This window comes from Microcoleus sp. PH2017_05_CCC_O_A (assembly GCF_020738785.1).
Classification (GTDB): Bacteria; Cyanobacteriota; Cyanobacteriia; order Cyanobacteriales; family Microcoleaceae; genus Microcoleus.
The window spans coordinates 1-22,962 of the sequence record NZ_JAEQCB010000148.1; the positions used below are offsets into that span (position 1 = coordinate 1).

The 22,962-nt window shown below is 45.8% G+C and carries 21 protein-coding genes and 2 pseudogenes; 15 read left to right on the forward strand and 8 right to left on the reverse strand.

Annotation, left to right across the window (positions count from 1 at the left end; genetic code table 11):
- Positions 1-414: ankyrin repeat domain-containing protein (locus JGK20_RS26845; RefSeq protein ID WP_293232755.1), on the forward strand; the 414-nt coding region annotated here is incomplete at its 5' end.
- 275 nt (positions 415-689) lie between these two features.
- Here JGK20_RS26845 and JGK20_RS26850 read toward each other — a convergent pair.
- Positions 690-1,955 (reverse strand): CCA tRNA nucleotidyltransferase, encoded by a 1,266-nt coding sequence (locus JGK20_RS26850; RefSeq protein WP_293176920.1) that lies wholly within the window; start codon positions 1,953-1,955, stop codon positions 690-692.
- Between the two features lie 108 nt (positions 1,956-2,063).
- Between JGK20_RS26850 and JGK20_RS26855 the strand changes: the two genes are divergently transcribed.
- Positions 2,064-2,312 carry a Ycf34 family protein gene (locus JGK20_RS26855; RefSeq protein ID WP_293146353.1) on the forward strand — a complete coding sequence of 83 codons (249 nt, stop codon included), beginning with the start codon at positions 2,064-2,066 and terminating at the stop codon, positions 2,310-2,312.
- 132 nt (positions 2,313-2,444) lie between these two features.
- Here the strand turns inward: JGK20_RS26855 and JGK20_RS26860 are convergent, their stop codons facing one another.
- Positions 2,445-2,591: a hypothetical protein gene (locus JGK20_RS26860; protein WP_293176922.1), complete on the reverse strand. Its 147-nt coding sequence runs from the start codon at positions 2,589-2,591 to the stop codon at positions 2,445-2,447.
- Between the two features lie 39 nt (positions 2,592-2,630).
- Between JGK20_RS26860 and JGK20_RS26865 the strand changes: the two genes are divergently transcribed.
- Both JGK20_RS26865 and tsaB read left to right on the forward strand, forming a co-directional pair.
- The gene (locus JGK20_RS26865; RefSeq protein ID WP_293176924.1) at positions 2,631-4,340 is read left to right on the forward strand and encodes a serine/threonine-protein kinase; all 1,710 of its coding nucleotides are present in this window, start codon (positions 2,631-2,633) and stop codon (positions 4,338-4,340) included.
- A 2-nt stretch (positions 4,341-4,342) separates the two neighbouring features.
- Positions 4,343-5,110 (forward strand): tRNA (adenosine(37)-N6)-threonylcarbamoyltransferase complex dimerization subunit type 1 TsaB, encoded by a 768-nt coding sequence (tsaB, locus tag JGK20_RS26870; protein WP_293193189.1) that lies wholly within the window; start codon positions 4,343-4,345, stop codon positions 5,108-5,110.
- 232 nt (positions 5,111-5,342) lie between these two features.
- Here the strand turns inward: tsaB and JGK20_RS26875 are convergent, their stop codons facing one another.
- Positions 5,343-5,606, reverse strand: a complete 264-nt coding sequence (locus JGK20_RS26875) for a hypothetical protein (protein ID WP_293193190.1) — start codon at positions 5,604-5,606, stop codon at positions 5,343-5,345.
- A gap of 240 nt (positions 5,607-5,846) precedes the next feature.
- On the opposite strand from JGK20_RS26875, the gene JGK20_RS26880 reads away from it, so the two are divergent.
- From JGK20_RS26880 to JGK20_RS26895, 4 genes are all read left to right on the forward strand, one after another.
- A complete protein-coding gene (locus JGK20_RS26880) occupies positions 5,847-6,470 on the forward strand; it encodes a DUF3859 domain-containing protein (RefSeq protein WP_293193191.1) in 624 nt (207 codons plus the stop codon).
- 33 nt (positions 6,471-6,503) lie between these two features.
- Positions 6,504-8,360, forward strand: a complete 1,857-nt coding sequence (locus tag JGK20_RS26885) for an asparagine synthetase B family protein (protein ID WP_293232757.1) — start codon at positions 6,504-6,506, stop codon at positions 8,358-8,360.
- Positions 8,361-8,449: 89 nt separating this feature from the next.
- On the forward strand, positions 8,450-9,679 hold the full coding sequence (locus tag JGK20_RS26890; protein ID WP_293232759.1) for a decarboxylase: 1,230 nt from the start codon (positions 8,450-8,452) through the stop codon (positions 9,677-9,679).
- Between the two features lie 20 nt (positions 9,680-9,699).
- Positions 9,700-11,004 carry a hypothetical protein gene (locus JGK20_RS26895; protein ID WP_293232760.1) on the forward strand — a complete coding sequence of 435 codons (1,305 nt, stop codon included), beginning with the start codon at positions 9,700-9,702 and terminating at the stop codon, positions 11,002-11,004.
- Between the two features lie 283 nt (positions 11,005-11,287).
- Here JGK20_RS26895 and JGK20_RS26900 read toward each other — a convergent pair whose 3' ends face one another.
- From JGK20_RS26900 to JGK20_RS26910, 3 genes are all read right to left on the reverse strand, one after another.
- Positions 11,288-12,862, reverse strand: a complete 1,575-nt coding sequence (locus JGK20_RS26900; RefSeq protein ID WP_293232761.1) for an asparagine synthase-related protein — start codon at positions 12,860-12,862, stop codon at positions 11,288-11,290.
- A gap of 314 nt (positions 12,863-13,176) precedes the next feature.
- Positions 13,177-13,998: an SDR family NAD(P)-dependent oxidoreductase gene (locus JGK20_RS26905; RefSeq protein ID WP_293205560.1), complete on the reverse strand. Its 822-nt coding sequence runs from the start codon at positions 13,996-13,998 to the stop codon at positions 13,177-13,179.
- A 559-nt stretch (positions 13,999-14,557) separates the two neighbouring features.
- On the reverse strand, positions 14,558-15,991 hold the full coding sequence (locus tag JGK20_RS26910; RefSeq protein ID WP_293232762.1) for a carotenoid oxygenase family protein: 1,434 nt from the start codon (positions 15,989-15,991) through the stop codon (positions 14,558-14,560).
- Between the two features lie 37 nt (positions 15,992-16,028).
- Here JGK20_RS26910 and JGK20_RS26915 point away from each other — a divergent pair, with 37 nt between their 5' ends.
- The 4 genes from JGK20_RS26915 to ctaD all read left to right on the forward strand — a co-directional run bounded on the left by JGK20_RS26915 (position 16,029) and on the right by ctaD (position 21,114).
- Positions 16,029-17,078: an LD-carboxypeptidase gene (locus JGK20_RS26915; RefSeq protein WP_366039527.1), complete on the forward strand. Its 1,050-nt coding sequence runs from the start codon at positions 16,029-16,031 to the stop codon at positions 17,076-17,078.
- Between the two features lie 169 nt (positions 17,079-17,247).
- Positions 17,248-18,009 (forward strand): class I SAM-dependent methyltransferase, encoded by a 762-nt coding sequence (locus tag JGK20_RS26920; protein ID WP_293176937.1) that lies wholly within the window; start codon positions 17,248-17,250, stop codon positions 18,007-18,009.
- A gap of 219 nt (positions 18,010-18,228) precedes the next feature.
- Positions 18,229-19,236, forward strand: a complete 1,008-nt coding sequence (locus tag JGK20_RS26925) for a cytochrome c oxidase subunit II (RefSeq protein WP_293176942.1) — start codon at positions 18,229-18,231, stop codon at positions 19,234-19,236.
- A 72-nt stretch (positions 19,237-19,308) separates the two neighbouring features.
- Complete coding sequence (ctaD, locus tag JGK20_RS26930) at positions 19,309-21,114, forward strand: cytochrome c oxidase subunit I (RefSeq protein ID WP_293176938.1); 1,806 nt, start codon at positions 19,309-19,311, stop codon at positions 21,112-21,114.
- A gap of 305 nt (positions 21,115-21,419) precedes the next feature.
- Here ctaD and JGK20_RS26935 read toward each other — a convergent pair whose 3' ends face one another.
- Complete coding sequence (locus JGK20_RS26935; RefSeq protein WP_293196527.1) at positions 21,420-21,620, reverse strand: hypothetical protein; 201 nt, start codon at positions 21,618-21,620, stop codon at positions 21,420-21,422.
- Between the two features lie 19 nt (positions 21,621-21,639).
- Here JGK20_RS26935 and JGK20_RS26940 point away from each other — a divergent pair.
- The 3 genes and pseudogenes from JGK20_RS26940 (at position 21,640) to JGK20_RS26950 (ending at position 22,747) form a co-directional block, all read left to right on the forward strand.
- A pseudogene (locus tag JGK20_RS26940) lies at positions 21,640-22,268 on the forward strand (heme-copper oxidase subunit III).
- 84 nt (positions 22,269-22,352) lie between these two features.
- Positions 22,353-22,505: a hypothetical protein gene (locus JGK20_RS26945; RefSeq protein ID WP_293232763.1), complete on the forward strand. Its 153-nt coding sequence runs from the start codon at positions 22,353-22,355 to the stop codon at positions 22,503-22,505.
- Complete coding sequence (locus tag JGK20_RS26950) at positions 22,493-22,747, forward strand: hypothetical protein (protein ID WP_293232765.1); 255 nt, start codon at positions 22,493-22,495, stop codon at positions 22,745-22,747. The genes JGK20_RS26945 and JGK20_RS26950 overlap by 13 nt, the downstream gene beginning before the upstream one ends.
- Here the strand turns inward: JGK20_RS26950 and JGK20_RS26955 are convergent.
- Positions 22,744-22,962, reverse strand: a pseudogene (locus tag JGK20_RS26955) (hypothetical protein); the annotation flags it as partial. The gene JGK20_RS26950 and the pseudogene JGK20_RS26955 sit on opposite strands and share 4 nt — an antisense overlap.

Consider the following 22,962-nt stretch of genomic DNA (forward strand, 5'->3'; position numbering starts at 1 on the left):
GGCGCCAAGGTGAATGATAACACCTTTTTTTCTGTAATCAATAGGTTTGAGTCTGAAAAAAAGAAGCAAGAGATAATTGAATTACTTCTCAAGAATAAACCCCAAGTACCATCAGGTTTACTGTACAGCGCTGTCTCCGGTCGAAATATCGAGATTGTAAAATTATTGATCGATCGCGGTGCTGATGTCAACGCTCCAGATCCTTACGATAATACTACTCTGTTGATGAGAATTGTGCAATTCAATACTGGTATCTCTCCGCAATTAAAACCTGCATTAGTAAAGTTGTTTCTTGCAAAGGGTGCGGATGTAAACGCTCGAAACAAAAATGGTGCAACTGCTTTAAGTATTGCTTACAAATCATCCACTCCGGAGATTGTTAAGTTACTCAAACAGCACGGAGCTCAAAGATAAATCGGCGGTTTAAACTTATCCTCAACAAACTAGGCTGGCTCAGGGATAAACGGCTGGCTCAGGGATAAACGAGGTTTGAAAGTCGTATTTTGTATGCGGTAGTCAGAGGGCTAAAGCCCAACAACGTACCTCATACCTCATCTTTAATCTGCCGAGGCGAATTTAGGAGTCAACGAGGTTTCAAAGTCGTATTTTGTATGCGGCAGTCAGAGGGCTAAAGCCCAACAACGTACCTAATCTTTCTGATAACCGCTATACATTTTAGGGATTTGTATTTATATCAAATCTGGCTGTACCGCAACAAAGTCTGACGCCAATTTCAGGGCATCTTCGCGAGTCGCAATTCTCCCTTCCACCCGCGCTAATTGAATCTCCATTAACAATTGACCGATGCGCGGACTTCTGGGAATATTCAAAGATTCCATTAACTCATTGCCGCTCACTAATTGTGTGGGATGGGCGACTATATCACCGACATCGAGATAGCGATTAATTAACAGTGCAATCTCCTCAACCGCAATTCCCGCTGCCATGGCTAAAACTGCTAAAATTGGAAATACTATTCCCACGTCGCGAAACAAGAAATACTGTTCTCGTAAGGACATTTCTGCAATCGGTTGTGCTTGAAGTTGTGGCAAATATTTCAAAAGCTCGATCGCACTTTTAATCTCTGCATTGCTGTACTTCAACCGCAGCAACTCGGTTTCAGCGATTGTCGGGTCAGAATTTGCCAAAACAGCCAACTTCCCGATCGCCAACAACGGCGTTTTAATTGTATCTCGAATCGATCGCCCAAACTCTCTCTCCAACTCCGGGTAAATTGCCGCCAAATCAGCAGCACACGAGTCAATTTTTGTCAAGATATCGAAACGGTCGATCGCACTTTCAAACCAAATCGAAAACAACCCATCTTCGCAACCCTTACAAATCCAAGGAACACCGTTATTATTGCTCAACAAATAACCCAATTCTGTCCGCACCCGTTCCACCGCCACCCGACTCAACAACGGCGCCAATTCCCGAATCGCCTGCAAAGTTTCCGGTTCGATCGCAAAACCCAACTGTGCTGCTTGGCGGTAAGCTCTTAATAACCTCAGCGGATCGTCCTCTAAATTCGATCGCGAAATCATCCGCAGCAAACCCAACCGCAAATCAGTTTGACCGTCCAAAGGATCGATGATTTCTCCGGTAAAAGGATTGCAGGCGATCGCATTTATCCGAAAATCGCGGCGGTGCAAATCCTCCTCCAGACTCCCCCCGAAAGCCTGTGCAAAATCCACCGTACCGCCCGCAAACACCACCCGCGCAATCTGTCGTTCCGCATCCAACAACACAAATCCGCCTTTCGTGCGATCGGCAATTTTTCTAGCAGTTTTCACTGCCCGTGCTAACATAACGAAATCCAAATCAAAATAGTGCGATCGGCGGCCCAGCAGCGCATCCCGCACCGCGCCGCCCACCAAATAAACAGGCGGTGTCAGCAGTTCCAAATCGAACGGCCAAGTCTCAGGAGATAACGCAGGTGGCAAATTCATCGGCATCGCAACAAAAATCTACTTTCCTTACAAACAATAAAACTCTTGCTACGCTAGATTAACAGAAAGCTCAAAATTCACCAATCTTTTTGAAATGCACAGAGGATATCAAGAATGTGTATTTGTATTAACTGCCACTATGTAGACCGCTGCTTCACATACCACGCCGTAGAAGGACAGCACGAACAAATCCACCTCACCGAAACACCCGATTTCGACCCCGTAGAACCCACCATCAACGTCAACATCCGCCCCCGTCAAGACGAAGTAGAAATGGAATGGGATGTAGTCGGGTGTCAAAGTTTCAAACAAGAGACCGGCAAATGGGCAAAATTGCGGCCGGGCGAACTCGTCCCGACTTGAGTCAGTTGACAGTTGACAGTTGACAGTTGACAGTTGACAGTTGTTAGTTGTTAGTTATTAGTTATTAGTTGTTAGTAGACCGTAGACATTTGACCTGTGGTAGGGGCAGTGCCCCCGTGCCCGCCCTCTTCGTTAACAGTTGGTATTTTTTAGTTCCAATTCCCGATGTCCGATGTCCGATGCCCGATGCCCAATTCCCAATTCCCAATTCCCAATTCCCGATGTCCGATGTCCGATGCCCGATGCCCAATTCCCAATTCCCAATTCCCAATTCCCCATTCCTAAATCTAAAATCTAAAATCCAAAATCTAAAATCAAATGTCCTATTGCTTAAACCCAACTTGTCAGAATCCGCAAAACCCCGGTGATGCAGAATTTTGCCAAAGTTGCGGCTCAAAATTGTTGTTAACTAACGAACAATCGCCATCAGCATCTCGCTACCGTACCATAAAGCCGATCGCGCAAGGAGGCTTCGGCAGAACTTTCCTAGCAGTTGATGAAACCAAACCCCAGACTTTTGGGCAGTGCGTCATCAAGCAATTTTTCCCGCAAAACACCGCAGCCGAAAAAGCCGCCCAACTCTTCCACCAAGAAGCAGCCCAGCTAGAAACCTTGGGAAAACATCCCCAAATTCCCGAATTAATCGCGCATTTTGAACAAGAGGGAAGACAATATTTAGTACAAGAATTTATAGACGGCAAAAATTTAGCTCAAGAATTAGAACAAAAAGGAGCATTCACCGAAACCCAAATTCGACAAATCCTCAACGATTTATTGCCCGTAATCCACTTCGTTCACAAATCCAAAGTTATTCACCGCGATATCAAACCAGAAAATATCATTCGCCGCCGCCTATCTCCCGCCCCTTTACCCGCCTTAGAAAATTCCTATCAACCCTCTCCTTTCCAAAAAGATATAGTTTTAGTAGACTTTGGTGCAGCAAAGAAAGTAACAGCAACCGGATTGCCACAAACTGGTACAATTATCGGCAGCGCTGCTTATACAGCCCCAGAACAATTGATGGGAAAAGCAGTTTTTGCTAGCGATATCTACAGTTTGGGTGTTACTTGCATTCACTTGCTGACTCACATTCCTCCCTTCGACTTGTTCGAGGGCGCCGAAGATTCCTGGGCTTGGCGCAATTATTTGAAGAGTGCTGTTAGCGACGATTTCGGCCGCATCCTCGACACGATGCTCCAAAGTGCCACCAACCGGCGCTACAATTCAGCATCCGCAGTCATCCGGCAGTTGAACCCCAAGCCGGTCTATTTAGACGCGCAGCCCGTGCTGGATGCGCCGGAAACAAGCGCAGAATCGAAGCCTGCACTGGCCCCGGCACCTGCGCTTTTGGGTCGGGAACAGCAAGCCGAAATTCAGCAAGCTTTACAAGAGGCGATCGCCCCGTACAATGTTACAATCCAAATCAGTCAAGCCAAGCAAAAGCTCAATATCGTCATCAACAGAACCGAAGACAATCCTGTTCACTATCCGCACTTATCCCAAATAATTGCCACCAAACTCACCGCTTTGCAGTTAAATAAAGTCACAGCCATTAAGCTGTTGGGAAGAGTAAACAATTCTCGCGTCCCCGAGTGGAAGGAAGTATTGCAAATCGATCCCAAAATTCAATTAAAAAACAAACTCCTGCGGCTGCAACACAATCAATTAGCCAAGAAAATCGCCCCAGTTGTTACCCAAGAATTTTGGCTTCCGAAGTTGAAAACTCAGGATTTCTGGCTCGATTCGCTCATGTTTGCTTTAGTTTGGTTTATCTTTGGCTCTCAAATAGTCATTTTTAATTCTTGGTTCGCGCTTATAGTTGCATCCGGTTTTATGGTTGTCAAACATCAAGTTTCTCAAGACAAAGAATTTGCGAACAAGAATTTATTTGCCAGTTTAGTAGTGCTGTTTTTGATAACTGGTGGCATGGGCAATTCAAGGATTTTAAACACGGGAATATTTGGCATTCTATTGGGTTGCTTGGTTGTGGCATTGCCGCTGTTTTTTGTGAAGGAAAATTATCAGTAATCGTGAATAGCAATCCCCAAGACAAAACATTAGTAAAAAAATACGGCTTAGCGTTGCACACCTCAACACCAGAATTAGGTTTAGCAATCAGCAATTTTTCCGGCGATAATCGCTGCCAAACTTGGAATTTGGGCCGCAGTTTAGCAACGGATTTACACCAGTATTTAGTAGAGTTTATCGCGCCGCAAACTTGGGCAGATTTGGCTTTTATTGCAGTAGCAAAGGGGCCCGGAGGTTTTACGGGGACTCGCATGGGTATGGTGACGGCGCGGACTTTGGCTCAACAGTTGAATATTCCGGTTTTTACTATTTCAACTTTGGCGGCTGTTGCTTGGGCTGCACCCCCCCAACCCCCCCTTACTAAGGGGGGGCTTTTGAGTGAGGAAGTCCCCCAACCCGCCCTTGCTAAGGGGGGGCTTTTGAGTGTGGAACCCCCCCAACCCCCCCTTGCTAAGGGGGGGCTTTTGAGAGAGGATATTGCGCTGCAAATGCCCGCACAGCGAGGTCAATTGTTTGGCGCTGTTTATTCAGTTAACGGTAATTCGGGTTTAACTGAGTTATTTCCTGATACCGTAATGACTCCTGAATCTTGGCAGGAAAAGCTGGAAAGCTGGGAAAATTCCTATCAGTTAATTGAAGTTGGTAGCGAGTTGGGTTCGTCGGTTTCTGGTGTGTTGGATTTAGCTTATTTGGAGTGGAAACAAGGAAGTCGCCCTGATTGGTGGGATGCTTTGCCTTATTACGGGCAACATCCCGTGCAGGGAAAATGAATATTGGGCAAAACTTACGCATTAAGACCAAAGAAACCGGGTTTTTTACCTAATCTCTGGGTGATAACGAATAATTTTTCTAAAAAACCCGGTTTCTGACTACCCGTGCGTAGGTTTTATTGGGACTTAATTTGGTAATTTTTAAGGATTTGTGAATGAGATTTTTTTATTGAACCGCGAAGGCGCGAAGGGCGCAAAGGAAGAGAAGAGAAGAGAGAGTTTTTGTTGTTGTTTATTTCAGGGCGATACAAAGTTCGAGGCAAAAAGTTAATGTCAGCGCATCTGGGTTTTCGGTTCGCAATTGGTCGATTTCATCGGGATTGCAGCCGCGAGATTCCATAAAAGCGAGCATCCAGCTAATTAGCGCATCAATATCAATGTATTTTGCTCCGAGACATTCGGGGCAAGTTTCTCCGTTGACTGTACCTGTGCCTTCGCACTCGGGGCAATCCCAGTGGGTGTTTATCGAATTGGACTCGATTAGGCTGTTGCTCATTTTAGGCAAAAGTACGCGTGCGCGTAGCTATCGGGCTCTTAATCGCACTACAAGCTCAGTTTAGCAATTGGTTGGGGAAATTCCGAACAAAATTCAACAGCGCCAACGATTAATTATGACTTTTATGAGTTCAAAATTATGATGTTTATGAATTGACTTGAAGCTCAGCCTGTTTCATAATGTTAATTGACTGGTGTTAGTAAACCACATTCATGAAAAAATCCTACAGCTTCTTAATATATGGAAAATCGACTGACTCAAATTCAATTAACGCAAATAGTAGCTGAAGTAGAACGCCTTTCTAACGTCCGGGAGGCTGAACTTAGTTCCGAAGAAGTCACACAAGTTTTGCAGGAATTGGGCTTGCCGACTGAGTTGCTAGATGAGGCTTTAATCCAGTTACAGCGTCGGGAAGCACTGGCAAAGCAGCAACGCAATCGGTGGATTTTTGGATTGTTAGCGGTGGTAGTTGGGGTGGTACCGATCGCAATTACCGGATTCTACATTTACCAAAATGAACAAGCGATCGCCCGCGTTTCAATGCAACAAAACCGCATAACTTCCGTGCAGGATGATGGCGGCAATTTGACTGTTATTTTCCGCCAAAACAATCCCGAAATCTTTTACCGTACTACCTTAAAGGATGCACCTTTAGGCAAAAAACTATCGATATCCTGCGATTGGATCGATCCCAGCGGTCAAGTTGTCAAACAAAACCGCTATCAAACTCGCGAAATCGACAAATCCATTTGGAATACTCAATGTCGTTACAAAATTGGTGCTGCTGCTGCTACCGGAAAGTGGCAAGTTAAAATGTTTCTTGAAAGTCGGGCGATCGGCAGTACATCCTTTGAAGTTAAATAATCATCAAAAACTCGCCTATGGATTCATTTTAACATGGTAAAAATAAACAAAAAGCGTCAATTTATAGGATACTGGGGCAGCGATTCCCGCGATAAATTGGAAGCACTGCTAGCCAAAATAGTTAGCCAATCTGCAACAGAAATCCCAGTCCAAAAAGTCGATAATTTGTCCAGTTTCGCCACCACAGGCGACGAAAATTACCCAATTTGGAATGTTGTCAGTACGGAGTGCGTTAGCGAAGCCCTCGAAGAGGATCGCCCGCAGCACTTGCCAACCCAAAAAAGCGCTAAAACTTGGCAAATCGCTGCCCTCTCAGCATCTGGGCTATCGACTTATCCATCATCCAACGGTTTGCTGTTACCTGATGCCTGGGCAAACGTCCGCGAAAATTGCCTAATTTTGGGACGAGAACCCTTTGGGCGAGTAACACTTTACTGGACGCAAATCGGGCAGAGTATTTGGTTTGCATCGAATATACAACTGCTATTAAATATTTGCAAAAAACCAGATATTAGCATTCCCGGCTTGTACGGCTATAGCTGTTTTTCCTACGTTCCAACTCCCTTAACTCCTGTAGAAAATGTGTTCGCAGTTCCCGCCGGAACCGAATTAACTTGGGAGTGCGATCGAGATAGCGGTGTCATTCTTGAAGCCAACTCAAAACGCTTGTTAGAATGGCGAGAAAGTTCAGAAAAAATACAAGACGAAGCAGAAGCAATAACACAATTACAAAACTTACTTAAAAATGCTGTAGAACGTCAAATTTCTGATATAAATAGTAATGAAAATGTCGGAGTATTTCTATCAGGCGGTTTAGATTCCTCAGTAGTCGCAGCCTTATTAATCAAAGCCGGAGTCAAAGTCCGCGCTTATACTCTCGACTTCGGCGAGGCCGGAATTCCCGAATATCCTTGGGCCCAAAAAGTTGCCGATTCGCTGAACATTCCCTTGGTAAAAGTAGATGCTAGGCCACATCGGATTAAACAAGTCTTGCATTCTGCGGTGAAAGCTTTAGATTTGCCCTTTGGTGACGGAGTTACAGTCCCGCTGTACCTGTTAAATGAGGCTGCGAGTCAAGAATGTGCGATCGTTTTTAACGGCGAAGGTGGCGATCAATTATTTGCGGGCTGGACGAATAAACCCCTGATTGCAGCGGCTGTTTATCAAGCAGCAAATCCCGCCGGAGACCAAACTTTTGCCTTGCAATACTTGCGAACTTTTCACCGCCTTTGGGGATACGAATCTAAAGTTTATCAGCCGGAAATTTACACTCAAATTCAGGATTTGCAGCCTCAAAATTGGCTGTTAGAGGCTCTTAATCCTTCTGTGGGCGAGTCTTTGCTGCACCGCCTCCGCCGCGCGGGTTTGATGCTGAAAGGCGCGCAGAACATCCATCCGCGGGCTGCTAATTTGGCTTTGGCTTTTGGTCTGAAAGTGCGATCGCCCTTTTGTGATTTTGCCCTCACAGACTGGACATTTCAACTGTCGGGAGAACTGTGTTTGCGAGGTGCTTGCGAGAAATACATCCTCAAACGGGCGGTAGAAAATTGGCTACCTGCGGACATAGTGTGGCGGGAAAAGCGCGGTATGGGCGTGCCCTTAACTTCGTGGTGTTTTAATGAATTTTGGCATGACATCGGCGATTGGTTGAATCCTGCCGTGTTGCGATCGGAGAAACACTGGAAACCAGATTTAGCGGCTCAAATTATGTCCGGCAAATTCGCAGCCGGAATTCAAGGCCGACGCATTGGCGAGATGATTTGGCTGTTGGTGATGTGGCAAAATTGGCGATCGCAAATTTTAGGTAAAAATGTGAAAAATAAATCTTGGAATCATCCCTTTTGGTTGCCTCGACAGGTTTGGAATTACCGTCAGCGGTGGGGAGAATGAAAGCTACTCCCTTGATTACTCGGCGGTTGAAACCGCGTCTACACAAACGAAGTCCGCGCAACGCGAGACTAAATACATACTTTACACTTATGCAAACAATTACCGATCGCAAATCAATCATCAAACAACCGCCTTTCACTCTAGCTATAGCCCAAGAGTTATTAGCCACCTACGGTTCGCCGCTGTACGTTTATCAAAGCGACATTTTGCGCCGAACTATTGACCGCATTACTAAGGCGATCGACTATCCGCGAACTCAATTTTGTTTTGCCAGCGTCACCAATGGTAGCATCGCCCTGCTGCAAATTTTTCGGGATAGCGGGTGGGGATTGCACGCCAATACACCGGGAGATATTTATTTAGGAATTCAGGCAGGTTTTGCACCCAAAAATATTGTTTATAGTGGCAGTAATTTGCACCGAGATGAGATGGAACAAGTTCTCAAATGGGGTGTCAAAACTTTGAATTTCGACAGTCTTAGCCAGTTGCAGTTGTGCTGCGAAGTGTACCAATCTCTGAGGGAAAACCAGCAGGCTTTAGAACCGCCCAGTCTGGGTTTGAGGCTGAATTTGCCCGAATTAACGGGGGAAAGTCGTATTGGAGTGCGATCGCCCGAATTTCCCGCAGCAATTGCGATCGCCAAAACAGCCGGATTAAAGCTAAGTGGCTTACATTTCTATCGCGGTACCGGCACTAATTCAACCGCAGCCTTTACTCAAGTAATTGATACCATAATTGCCGCAGCCCAGCAATTGCCAGATTGGGAATATCTCGACTTTGGCGGGGGCTTTGGCTATCCTTACCACAGCGGGGGTACAGCCTTTGACTGGGAACTATTTGGGGCCGAATTGACCAGCAGGATTTGTCAATTAGACCGCGCAATTGACTTAATAATTGAACCAGGAAGAGCCGCCATAGCAGGATGTGCTACTTTGCTGGCTCAAGTTGTTTCCACAAAATGGCAAGAAGCTAAACAAATTGTCGGTGTAGATACGACTGTTGCTAATCTTTCAGTACCGTCGGTTCATGGTGGTTATCGAGAAATTTGTACCTGGAATTGTCGGGATGCTCTACATTTTACCGATGTTTGTGGCAATACGACTTATTCGCGGGATTATTTGGGGAAAAACTGTCAACTTCCGGCTTTGACTATTGGCGAAATCCTTGGTATTTTGGATGTTGGCGCTTACGGATATGCCATGTCGTCGCACTTTTTGCACCGCCCAAAACCTGCGGAAGTGCTGTTAGAAAATAGCCAACATCGCCTAATTCGCCAAAGAGAAGATTACAGCATTTTGCTAGCAAATCAAGTTTTTTGAATAATCAATAGGAGACTTTTATGAAGTGCATCAAATGTGGAACTGAAAACAAGTTAAAAGACCGCACAGCGTGGCGCGGCCGCTGTCTCAAGTGCGGCCATAAGTTTGCTTTTGAACCGACTGCAATGACTGGTGTCAAAATAACTGACCCGATGTTTGCCAAGGCGATCGCAGATATTTCGGTTAACGATACGCTGTTTTTTACCCCTAAACAGTTATTTTACCTTTTAGACAAGCGATCGAAACCAATAATTGATGATATGTCCCACACAATCCCCGGATACCTAATTATTAATATAGTTTCGGGTATCTTGGCTCTTTTCTGCACATTGATTCTATTTCCTGAATCGAGTATAGCTTGGAGTCTCATAATGTTTGCGATTAATAGTTTATTGATTGCAAAAACTTTTACTGCTAGCCGTTCTAGCAAGTATCTGTATCAACAACGCCAGAAATTTGCAAAAAATTTGCAAATTAGGGGAGTAATAGTTCTGGTATTCGGAATTGGTTTTAATCTGTTATCAAGTTCCTTTTCGCTGTTTTTAGCAAGCTGCATTATCGGAATGACATCTATCTATTTGGGTGGCTTAAAAAATGAAAATAAACCTGCAAATAGTCAAGACTTTACGATTGAGTCAAATCAGTTTCAAGGCTGGGTTAATACTTGGACAACAATTAACTCTATGACTAAAATGCTACCACCTCCCCGCGATACAAATGAAAATGCCGCCGTCAATGCCGATGTCAGCGCTTACAGTTTCGATAGATTGCTGGTGTGCGATCGCCCGGAAATTGCCCAATTCTTAATCGCCAACTATTTTCACTTTGAAAACAACTGTGCAGTCCTCAGTATTACCGGATATCCTCAAAGTATCTTCGATACAACGATGGAAATGCTGCGCCGCAATCCCGACTTAAAAGTGTACGCTTTGCACGATTGCAGTCCCAAAGGAATTGGTTTAGTTAACCACCTACGCACGAGTCCTAATTGGTTCCCAGGTAACAGCGCGATAATTATTGATATTGGATTGTTACCGAAGCAAATTCTGGCGGCTGGCGACAATATGTTTGTTCTAAGTTCTGAGAGTTCGGCACGAGATGCTGTACAATTGCCGCCAGCAATCCGCCAAGATTTATCCGCTGAGGAATTGCAGTGGTTGGAATTAGGTAATTATGTAGAATTGGAATCGTTTAGTCCTCAGAAACTGATTCAAATTCTGAATCGAGGAATTGCTGGAAGTCGAGATATAGGCAGCGATGACAGCAGTTTGATTCTGCTAGGTGGCACGGAGAGTTCTATCTATGTTGTTGATAGTTTTGGTTGAGGTTTGTGGGGTTACGAGGAAAGGACACGGCAGTGCCCATTGGTGTCAACTTAACGTCAAACCGGCCGTCTCTCTTGTTGGTATCAAAGTTTCGATCCCCCCTAACCCCCCTTAATAAGGGGGGGACAAGAAATATCCTCAAAGTCCCCCTTATTAAGGGGGATTTAGGGGGATCTAGACTGGGGTAAAAGCGAGAATTCTCAGGGGTTTCAGGCTTAAGTTGACACTAATGGGCACTGCCTAAGTCCCTACAAATATAATGTGCAATCGCTCGGACATGATCTTACTTATTACCTTGCAGCCAAAGCTCTAAACTTGTCAATAGCCACAGCTTAACGCCATAACGCCCCCAAGTATCTCCTTCATAATCTAACCATTGAGCAATTAAAGATTGATTACAATAAGGAGCAATAGCAGCTCTTCTTGACAATAGCAAACCCCTAGCCTCCCGCTGCCAAAACCTCTTAAACCCTTGCTGTACGGGAACTAGCATCCCGCTTTTGGGCCTGTCTAAAATTTGAGCCGGCAGCAAATTTGCCACCGCTTGTTTGAGCACAGCTTTCTCCACAACCCCGGATAATTTGTACTCAGGCGGAATCGTCATACTCAAATCCACGATTCGCCGATCGAACAAAGGCGATCGCCCGTGCAAGCCCGCAGCTTGAGTCAAATTGTTCACTTTGGTCAAAATCTGGTCTGCCCCCTTAAACTTGATATTTAACGCCATTAATCGATTCAGATAATTGCCGCTTGCATTCAAATCCGCACTAAATACCGAAGGTTCTGCTTGCATCGCTGCCCAAATTTCCGGTTTTAACAGTTGAGGCAAATCCGCAGCGCACTTTTGAAATGAAAGCAAATATGCTGGCAGTGAATCCAAGTTCGTGACAGAATTGTACAAGCTATTCATTAACATTGGTTGATTTTTGGGGCCGCCAAAACAGGGATCGCCGCCTTCGCCGTTCAGAATTACTTCGACTGATTCCCGCGCCATTCTTCCTAATAGCAAGTTTGGCACTGTCAGCGGATCGCCGATCGGATCGTCTAAGTAACCCATAGTTTCTGGCAACTTTTCCCACATATCCCGAAAGCTAATTTCTAAAATGTGGTGTTCAGTTTGACAGTGTTGGGCGACTAAACTGGAAAACTCTAATTCGTTGGCGCATTCTTCGCCAAAATGAATTGAGTAACTGTGAATTGGCCGATCGCAAAATTGAGCAGCTAAAGCCGCGATGCAGCTAGAGTCTAACCCGCCGGAAAGAAAGACGCCTACAGGTTGATTTGCTGGCAAATATTCCCGGACAATTTCATCTAAAAGAGTTCGCAATCTCGCGCCGTGCCATTCTAAAGATTGTTCCGCCTCGACAACTTGTTCTCGCAGTTCCCAGTATGCCGAAATTGTCTCGTCAGGAATGCTTAAAATGCTTCCTGGGCGCAGTTCTCGGACTTGCTGCCACAGGGTACGATCGCCCGGAACGAACGAACAACACAGGTAATCTCGCAGCGCTACGAGGTCGATCGCCTTTGAGTGGTATTGTGCGATCGCCCGCAGTTGAGGCGCAATCCAGCGAGTCGCGCCAACAGTAGTGTAGTAGAGAGTGCGCGCGCCCGTGCGATCGCGCGCCAGCCGCAAAACCTGCGATTGACGATCCCAAACCGCAAACGCAAACATACCCGCCAGCAGCGGCAAGCATTCAGGGCCCCAGCGTTCCCACAGTTGAGCCACTAATTGGCGATCGCACCCCTGCCAACTACTCGCAGAAATGCCCAATTTTTCCAGCAATTGCGATCGATTGCTGAGCCAAATATCGCCTACAATCACAAATTTTTCAGAGGGACTGAGAAACCATCTCGCCACGCTGCATTATCTGCGATCGCATCTATTTTCCCCCAAGCTATCCGCCAACTTGAGGCAAATTCAACCAGAGGACTTGGAGGAACTGAAATTTTTTGTTTTTGGCTACTCTTGTAATTCAGTAATGATTTTATATTGTTCATTCTGGCAAGCTTAATATTATTTAGAATAATATTAACTTTAACAGAAACGTACACCCTGCGATCGCTTTATTTCTTAGTCCGCGGAGGCGGACATCGTTTGTGTAGACGCGGTTTCAACCGCCGAGTAACCGTAAGAAGGTGCGCCGAAGCGCACCCTACGTAGCCGAAACAGATTTATCGCCCGCCAGCTAAAGCCTCTCGCAATTTACGGCCCCGCGATTTATCCCTAAGTTCGGGAGTGGCCATCCGCAACACCAAATCCAGCAACCAAGGCGCAATTCGGTGACACCAAACCGCTAAATGACTTTGATATCCCACCAAGATTTCCGGCGCATCTTTGTGCAATCCCGCGACAAGTGCGAGGGCCACTTTTTCGGGAGTTGTGGGCACTACCCAGCGAAATTGCTCTAAGTCTCGCACCATGTCGGTATCTGTTAGAGATGGTAGCAAAGCTGTGACTCGAACATTGTAGGCGGCTAACTCGCTGCGTAATGCTTGGGTAAAGCCCAAAATGGCAAATTTCGTAGCAGAATAAGTTGCCATTGTCGGAGCAGCAATTTTGCCCATCAAGCTCGAAACATTGACGATTGTTCCGTCTTTTTGAGTTGCCATTCGTCGGGCTATCAAGCGGGTAATCGTGTAAGTTCCCAGCAAATTTAAGGCGATTTCTTCCTCAATTAACGGTAGCGGCGATCGCAAAAAGGATGCTTGGTGCGCGACGCCTGCACAGTTGACTAGCAGGTGAATTGGGCCGTTATCTCGCCAAGCTTGGGCGATCGCAATATTCACCGCCACTGACTGAGTTAAATCTAAAGCTAACGGCACTACTTCTGTACCAAAAACATCGATTTCCTCTGCCAATTCGATCAACTGGTGGCGGTTGCGCGCTACAATCAGCAAGCGTTTGACTCCTTGTCTGGCTAATTCCAGGGCGATCGATCGCCCAATTCCACGTGAAGCCCCTGTAACTAGAGCTGTTTTTCCTTGAAGCTGCATAGATAAAACCCTCTGATTTTGATACTCACCGCGCGCGAAGTTATAAGTTGCGAGTTATGAATTTTGTGGAGTTAACTCAAAACTTTTGAATCGCCAACGGGCGCGTGAGTTGAACTAAACTTTTGGTTTGCCAGAAATTGGTTGTAAATCTGGCTACTCAACCTCATTCAAGCAGACAAACCTGAGATGGGAAAACCAGGTGGAAAATCATACCGACTTTGGCTTAATTTCCCTCTTTCTTTAGTCTGCGAAGGCAGACTTTGTTTGTGTAGTCGCGAATGACCTTCGCCGGGATTTTTGAGCAATACAGAGCATAAATTCCATACCTTAAAATTGGGTCTGAAGCTTCCCCATTTAGGGGAAAATCAAACAAAATGATTCATTGCTCCAATCCTCTTCTATCGACGGCTATAGGTAGCTGTCAACTGTCAACTGTCAACTGTCAACTGATGAAACCTCCTAGATATGAGAATCTCCTATCTACACACACGTTAACAACTCCACCTCAAAGCTGCAACAATTTTTAATAAATCTTCCGCAACACTTCTTTACAATCTTCTCAGACGGTCGATTTCCAAGTACCGTGAAAGCCCAAAGGTATGACACCAGGCAATTCTAGCTGACAAACAGGCGGGCGCGAAAGTCCGTCGCACTCATATATCCACACTTCGCTGCTATCAGAATTGCCGTCGTAAATAACTGTCAAAATCCAACCTTTCTCCGATGAAATATCTGGAACGTAGATGGGTTCTGCGGGATAGCGATTTTCGCCGCAGTCGGCAATTGTGAGATTGCGGGTTTGCGTGTCCAAACGGGCGATCGCGCCATAACGTTCCGCTACAATATCAACATCAGCCCGATACATTGCCAGATAAATATACCGCGAGTCTTGTCCTACTTCTGAAGCAGGTACAACCGGAAACTCGCAAGGTTTATCCAACAATTCTTCTATTCCTGTCACTTTCCCTGTCAAAGGATTGAGATGCACTCGGCAAAGAATACCCTCTGCATCGGTGTGAGTTTCACCAGTCGCTACTTCTTTCAGTCGTTGATTAGTTGTAAAATCAGCAAAGCGCACAAAATCAACCGCCACCGAACCATCTTCCTTGACAAAACCGTTAGCAAAATGCCACTGAAACCAAGCATCGGTTTCGCCGCGACTAACTAAAGACAGAGTTTCTGAGTCAAAAACTAATATCTGCGTTCCTAATTCCGGTTTCCACTTAAAGGACTCGCTATAACTGCTAATTCCCGCTAACAATGGCAACAAATTGACTTGCACCGGCGGAATAAAAAATATCAAATACTTTCCCGCAAACACAAAATCGTGGATCGGGGAAATTCCATCTAAAGAAACAGTTGATTTTTGTACGACTTTGCCAGTAAAATCGCTTTTATACACATTCAATTTTGGACTCAGACCCGGTGTAATTCCAAAATTAAAAATATTCCCAGTAATCGGATCGCACTTGCAGTGAGCGGAATAACTAAATTCCTTATCTAAATTGCCTAAATCGTCCGTTCCCAGAGTTTCTAGGGTTTGTAAATCAAGGCTATGAGGCGGCCCACCTTCCCATAGTGCCAAAAGGCGATCGGGCAAAGCTAAAACAGAAGTATTCGCAGCATTTTTAACTGTTTTCGTCCACCGCAACCACACAGAGCCCGGCGCTGTCATGCCGTAATTACTGTAGAGAAATCGATCGGCTTTTTCTTCAGCTAGATATCCCGCTGTTTGCACGTAGCGATAAACAGCAGCAGCACCGACATCAGTAAAATGTACTGCCAAAATTGCACCGTCGCCATCAAACCAGTGTCCCGCAGCAACACCGCCGCGTTCCAAACGTGCGGGCCCGTTGCGGTAGAGAGTGCCGCGCAATCCGTCGGGAATTTTACCACTTTTAACCGATAGCTGAGTCAGCGGAAACTCCGCAGCAGGACGGGCTAAAGATTTGGCCCAGGATTTTTTAGCTGAGATTTTACTGTCTGTTTTCATTCGCAACTGGCAATTTTTAGCTGAGCTGGCAGAAATTTTGCTATACAATTATAGCACAAATTACCTAACAGTTATGACTTTCGCCCGCCGCTACCTGCTCAGAACTTTTGGGCTGACTGCTATTGGTACTCAGCTTTTACCCATCGCCCAAAACAACCTATTGTCGAAAAGTGCGATCGAGCCGCGCCGCCTCAAAGTCGGCGATACAGTAGCCTTAATCAATCCTGCCGCTTTCAACTACGAAAAAGAAGTGCAGCAATTTTTCAAAGTGCTGGATAACCTAGGCTTAAAAGTTAAGCTAGGAGAGCATTTTTACGACCGCTACGGCTACTTAGCAGGCAAAGATGCCGATCGCGCCGCCGATGTCAACGCAGCCTTTGCCGACGACTCAGTGCAAGCTATTTTTACCGGGATGGGCGGCTGGGGCTGCGGTCGCATCTTGCCACTCCTGGATTACAATATAATCCGCAACAATCCCAAAATTATTATGGGATTCAGCGATATTACTGCCCTATTATTGGCAATTCATGCTAAAACTAATATAGTTACTTTCCACGGCCCTTTAGGTGTCTCCAGTTGGAGTCCCTTTACAGTAGATTACGTCAAAAAAGTTTTGTTTGACGGAGGTTCTGTGACCATGCAAAACTCCAAAACTATGCCTGTAGAGACCATCCGGCGCGGCACAGCTAGGGGAAAACTCATCGGCGGCAATTTATCGGTAATCTCAACACTAATCGGTTCAGCTTATTTGCCGGATTGGGAAAACAGTATTTTGTTTGTCGAGGAAGTTAGCGAAGAGGTTTATCGTATCGATCGAATGTTGACGCAGCTCCAATTAGCAGGCATTCTTGATAAAATATCCGGTTTTGTTTTCGGACAGTGCACCAAGTGCGAGGCCGAAAAACCGCAAGAGTCCCTCACCTTGTCTCAAGTCTTGACGGATCGCATTCGCCCCTTGAATATTCCCGCCTGGTACGGTTCGATGGTGGGACACATTCGGGATAAGTTCACTTTGCCGATCGGCAAAGAAGTCGAAATCGACGCAACTGCTGGTACAATCAAATTATTATCATCCGCCGTCAGCTAAATCTTGAACTATTCTCAATATTCCTAAGGTACGTAGTTGCGCTTCAGCGCTCTTAGCTTATATTATAAAGAGCGCCCAAGCGCAACTACGTACCTAATTACGTTTAACATTAAGTCGTCACCAATGGGCAGATCGCGAGTAACCATTCAAATACACAATCATAAATACCGTGAATAAAATCCCACAATTCATTAAATTATTAACAGCAATCATCCTGACAATAGTTTGCGTATTTCCGCTCAATCTCGGCGCATCAGCAGCCAATAAAATCGCCAACCAAGATACAATCTATCAGCAGCGAACAATCCACAATCCCGACGGCACCGGCAAATTTTACATGGGTCGAGAAATTGCCCAAGTCATGGGATATCAAGGCGCTAGTTGGCTGGAAAGACCATCTCGTGGCATGGAAGAAAAATCAGCTCGATTAGTCAACAATCTAGATTTAAAACCAACCGACATTGTAGCAGATATTGGAGCCGGAACCGGATATTTTAGCTTTCGTATCGCCCCCCTAGTTCCCGAAGGAAAAGTTTTCGCCGTTGACGTACAGCCGGAAATGCTCAACTTTATTGAATTAAATAAACAAGAAAAAAATATCTCTAACGTTGAGCCAGTTTTGGGAAGTATCGACAATCCCAATTTGCCGGAAAACAGCGTCGATTTAGTTGTGATGGTGGATGCCTATCATGAGTTTGCCTATCCCAGAGAAATGATGCAAGGAATTGTCAAAGCACTGAAACCAGGAGGCCGCACAGTATCGATCGAGTATCGGGGCGAAAATCCGCTGCTTCCCATTAAAGGTTTGCACAAAATGACCCAGAAACAGGTGAAAAAAGAAATGGCCGCCGTCGGTTTAGTATGGAAAGAGACAAAAGATATGTTACCCCAGCAGCATTTAATGGTGTTTGAAAAACAATCTCAAATTTAGTAGCAAAGAAAACAAATTTGTTACCATTTTTTCTGATTTTTGTCAAGGGACATAAGCCGTATTCATGCGAAGGAGCGATCGCCCAAAAATACTAAGCATTAAGTAAGCCTTAAGATAGGCATTGTGTTCAAAATGTCAATCTACAATTAAAAATTGACAACCCAGAGGCGCTTCCCTAATTATTCCAGCGAAGAAGTGTCGCTACTAAAAGGTACTAGCTTGAACATTCCAAGTTCCATCCTCACCATGCTCGTCGGCATCGGAGTGACTCTGATCAGTCTCTGGTACGGCCAGAATCATGGATTAATGCCGATCGCCGCCTCGGCTCAAGCATCGCAGATAGACGGACTATTCAACACAATGATGACACTTTCCATAGGATTATTTATCCTAGTCCACGGAGTGATAGTCGTTGCTGTAATTAAATATCGCCGTCGTGAAGGAGACAATACAGACGGGCCAGCTTGGCATGATAACTTTCCCTTAGAAATTCTATGGACAGCCCTACCAGCGGTGATTATTTTAGGTATCGGAGTCTACAGTTTTGAGATTTACAACTCAATGGGTGGCCTCGATCCGATGGGTAATCACGATCACGGTACAATGCAATCGCACTCTAAAATGCGCGGAAGTGCGATCGCAGGCACGCTGTCAGATACACCACAAAAAGCCCCTCAAATTCAGCCAGAAAAACAAATTGCCCTAGGCGTAGGTGCTGCCCCAGAAAACGAAGAAAAACCAGCAGACTTAGTAGTAAATGTCATGGGTTTGCAGTACGCCTGGATTTTTAGCTATCCAGAAAGTGGCGTTAGTTCCGGTGAACTGCATATGCCACTCAACGGCGACGTACAGCTAAATCTTGCAGCTCAAGACGTGCTGCACGCATTTTGGATGCCCGAATTTCGGCTCAAACAAGATGCAATTCCTGGGCGAGGAAGCGAACTAAGATTTATACCAAACAAAGTCGGCGAATACCGAATTGTTTGTGCTGAATTGTGCGGCGCATATCACGGAGCAATGAAAGCTGTAGCATTCGTTCACACACCCGAAGACTTCGACCTTTGGGTGAAAGAACAGCAAGTTGCTAGCGCTCAAAACTTAGAGCAAGCAGTTGCCATCAATCCCGAAAAAATGTCAGACGGGGAATTCTTAGCTCCCTACGTCAGGGAAATAAAAATTAATCCCGAAAGTCTAGAACAACTTCATCCAACTCATCACAAAAAATAGTCATTAGTTCCTGGCAATGGATATTTAATCCAGAGCAAATAACTAATGACTAATAACTAATGACTAATAACTATGACACAAGCACAGTTCCAAGAAACTGCCAACATAGATGCTCGCGGAACAGCACCCGCCGATAGACATTGGCGAGATTATTTCACATTTAATACCGACCACAAAGTCATCGGTATTCAATACCTAGTTACAACTTTTGGATTCTATCTAATCGGCGGCGTGATGGCTACCTTAGTGCGAACCGAACTCGCCACACCCGACTCCGATTTTGTCGCCCCGGAACTCTATAACAGTTTATTTACTGTTCACGCCACGGTGATGATTTTCCTATGGATTGTCCCCGCAGGCGCCGGATTTGCTAACTTTTTGATTCCCCTGATGATTGGGGCAAAAGATATGGCATTTCCCCGGCTCAATGCCCTGGCTTTTTGGATGATTCCCGTAGCCGGCGTATTGCTGTTGAGCAGTTTTTTGGTGGGAGCTCCCCAGGCTGGTTGGACTTCCTATCCGCCTTTGAGCTTAGTTACTGCTCAAATGGGGGAAGAAATTTGGATTCTCAGCGTTTTGTTCCTGGGAACTTCTTCGATTTTGGGGGCGGTAAATTTTGCCGTTACCATCTTCACGATGCGGGTTCCGAGCATGAGTCTCAATGAAATGCCTTTGTTTTGCTGGGCAATGATTGCGACTTCAGCGCTGACTTTAGTTGCTACTCCAGTGCTAGCAGCAGCCTTGATTTTGCTATCCTTTGACTTGTTAGCGGGAACGGCATTTTTTAACCCGACTGGTAACGGCGATCCGGTCGTCTACCAGCATTTATTCTGGTTCTATTCGCACCCGGCAGTTTACATTATGATCATGCCCTTTTTTGGGGTGATTTCAGAAGTGTTGCCAGTGCACTCGCGCAAGCCAATTTTTGGTTATTTGGCGATCGCCTATTCCAGTCTCGCCATCAGCTTTTTGGGCTTAATCGTGTGGGCGCACCATATGTTTACCAGCGGTACTCCCGGCTGGCTGCGGATGTTTTTCATGATCACCACCATGATCATCGCCGTACCCACTGGGATCAAAATATTTAGCTGGTTGGCAACTATTTGGGGCGGCAAACTCCGCCTAGTGAGTGCGATGTTATTTGGGATGGGTTTTATCTCAACATTCCTCCTCGGCGGCATCACCGGGATCATGGTAGCTTCGGTACCTTTCGACATTCACGTTCACGATACTTATTTTATCGTCGCTCACTTACACTACGTGCTGTTTGGCGGCTCAGTGTTTGGAATTTACGCGGCTTTTTACCACTGGTTCCCCAAAATGACGGGGCGGATGCTTAACGAATTTTGGGGTAGAGTTCACTTTGTTTTAACCTATGTGGGCTTTACTGTAACTTTCTTGCCGATGCACGCTTTGGGGATGCAAGGAATGCCCCGGCGGGTGGCAATGTACGACCCAAAATTTACGACAATTAATGTCATTTGTACTGTGGGCGCTTATATGCTGGCAGTCTCGACAATCCCGTTTATTGTTAACGTGATTTGGAGTTGGAGGTACGGCCCGAAAGCAGGTGACAATCCTTGGCAAGCTTTAAGTTTGGAATGGATGACGACTTCGCCACCGCCGATCGAAAATTTTGAAGGAATACCGGTATTGGCAACCGGGCCTTACGATTACGGCATGGAAAAAATTCAGAACACTGGCGAACGTCTCAGGCTGAAGTTGAGGGAAAATGCGACACGCAACGCCCAGAAACGGGGTATTCCGATTGCGGAGGCTCAAGTTTCCACTTTCTTTGGCGGGACTGCTACTTTGGTCGAGCCTGAATCAGAGATAAACGTTGATTCTCCTGGTGATGAAAGTCAAGATAGCAATTAGTCATTAGTGATTAGCGCGAGCGTCCCCGCTCGCGAACGTCATCAGTCATCAGTCAACAAACACGTCAAACCTAGTACCGCTCTGCTGTCTGACGATTAAGCTCTCGATCCCCCCTAGCCCCCCTTAGGTCGGGGGGGACAAGAAGCAATCAAAGCTCCCCTTGAGAAGGCAGGAATTGGACATACTCAAAACCCCCCTTGAGAATGCAGGAATTGGACATACTCAAAGCCCCCCTTGAGAATGCAGGAACCGGACACACTCAAAGTCCCCCTTCTTAAGGGGGATTTAGGGGGATCGAGCCTCCGCTATAAACGAGAGATACAAAGATTTTCAGACAATTGTTGGCACGAATGTTCTCTTCCTTCTTCCTTCTTCTTCCTTCTTCCTTCTTCCTTCTTCCTTCTTCCTTCTTCCTTCTTCCTTCTTCTTCCTTCTTCCTTCTTCCTTCTTCCTTCTTCCTTCTTCCTTCTTCCTTCTTCCTTCTTCCTTCTTCCTTCAACATCCATTACCAACTAGCAATTTATTATGCAACAAATTCCAGCGATCGATCCAGAAAAAACGGCTCTAAATTACCACCACAGCGCCGAAATAGAAGCGCACGGCGAAGAGCATCCCGACCACAGAATGCTAGGCGTACTTGTGTTCTTGGGATCTGAAGGCATGATATTTATGGGTATGTTTGCCGCGTATTTGATTTATCGGGCGATGGCCCCGATGTGGCCGCCTGAAGGTACACCCGATCGCGAGTTATTGCTGCCGGGAATTAACACGGTGATTCTGATTGCTAGTAGTTTTGTGATTCACAATGCGGATGCTGCGATCAAAAAGAATGATGCGACGGGTATGCGAAATTGGTTGCTCGTGACTATCGCTATGGGCGTCGTTTTCTTGTGCGGTCAAGTTTACGAATATACTCATTTAGAGTTTGGGTTGACGACTAATTTGTATGCCAGTTGCTTTTACGTTTTGACTGCTTTTCACGGTTTGCACGTGACGTTTGGAGTGGTGCTGATGGCTGGGGTCGTTTGGCGATCGCGCGTGTACAAGATCACTATTCCAGCGAACACCACTTCGGCATCGAAGCGACTGAGATTTATTGGCACTTTGTCGATGTGATCTGGATTGTTTTGTTTGTGCTGCTGTACATAATTTGAGCGTAGGCTTTTGTACTTAGCGGGCAGGCAAGATGCCTGTCCCACCTGATAAAATTAAGATGACCCCCGGTTGGGGGTTTTTTATTGTTTGGGAAGTGCGATCGACCTTTACTGACTTTCTCAAAGCCGATCGCCCTAAATGACGCTAAATTAAAAGAAGCAATTCTCCCATCCACCAGCATTGAGGAAATTATGCAGTGCGAATTGTGCGATCGACTCGACCAATGGCAGCATTAACCGCCCACCACCTCATCCCCAAACAAAACACCAAGCGGAAAAACGAAGATCCCAGCCAGACGATCGACATTTGTTCAGCTTGTCACCGCCAGATACACTCTCTATTCGACAACAAACACCTCGCCCAAGAGCTCAACACCCTAGAAAAGCTCAAAAATGACCCTCAACTCCAGAAATTTGTCTCTTGGGTGAAGAAGCAAAAAACCGACAAACGCATTCAAGTACACAGCAAAAAAGCTTAAACATCGGCGGGCGGGTTCGGGGGTACCGCCCCTACAGAATGGCGGTGAAACTTACGATAAAGCATCGCCTCTATCGGCTTTCCACCCCGCAAATGTCGATCGGTAATTGCCGCAACTTCTTCAGCAGAAACACCGCTATACCAAACCTCTTCTGGTAGCACCAACACCATCGGCCCGTTACCGCACTGTCCCAAACAACTACTAGCGACAACTTC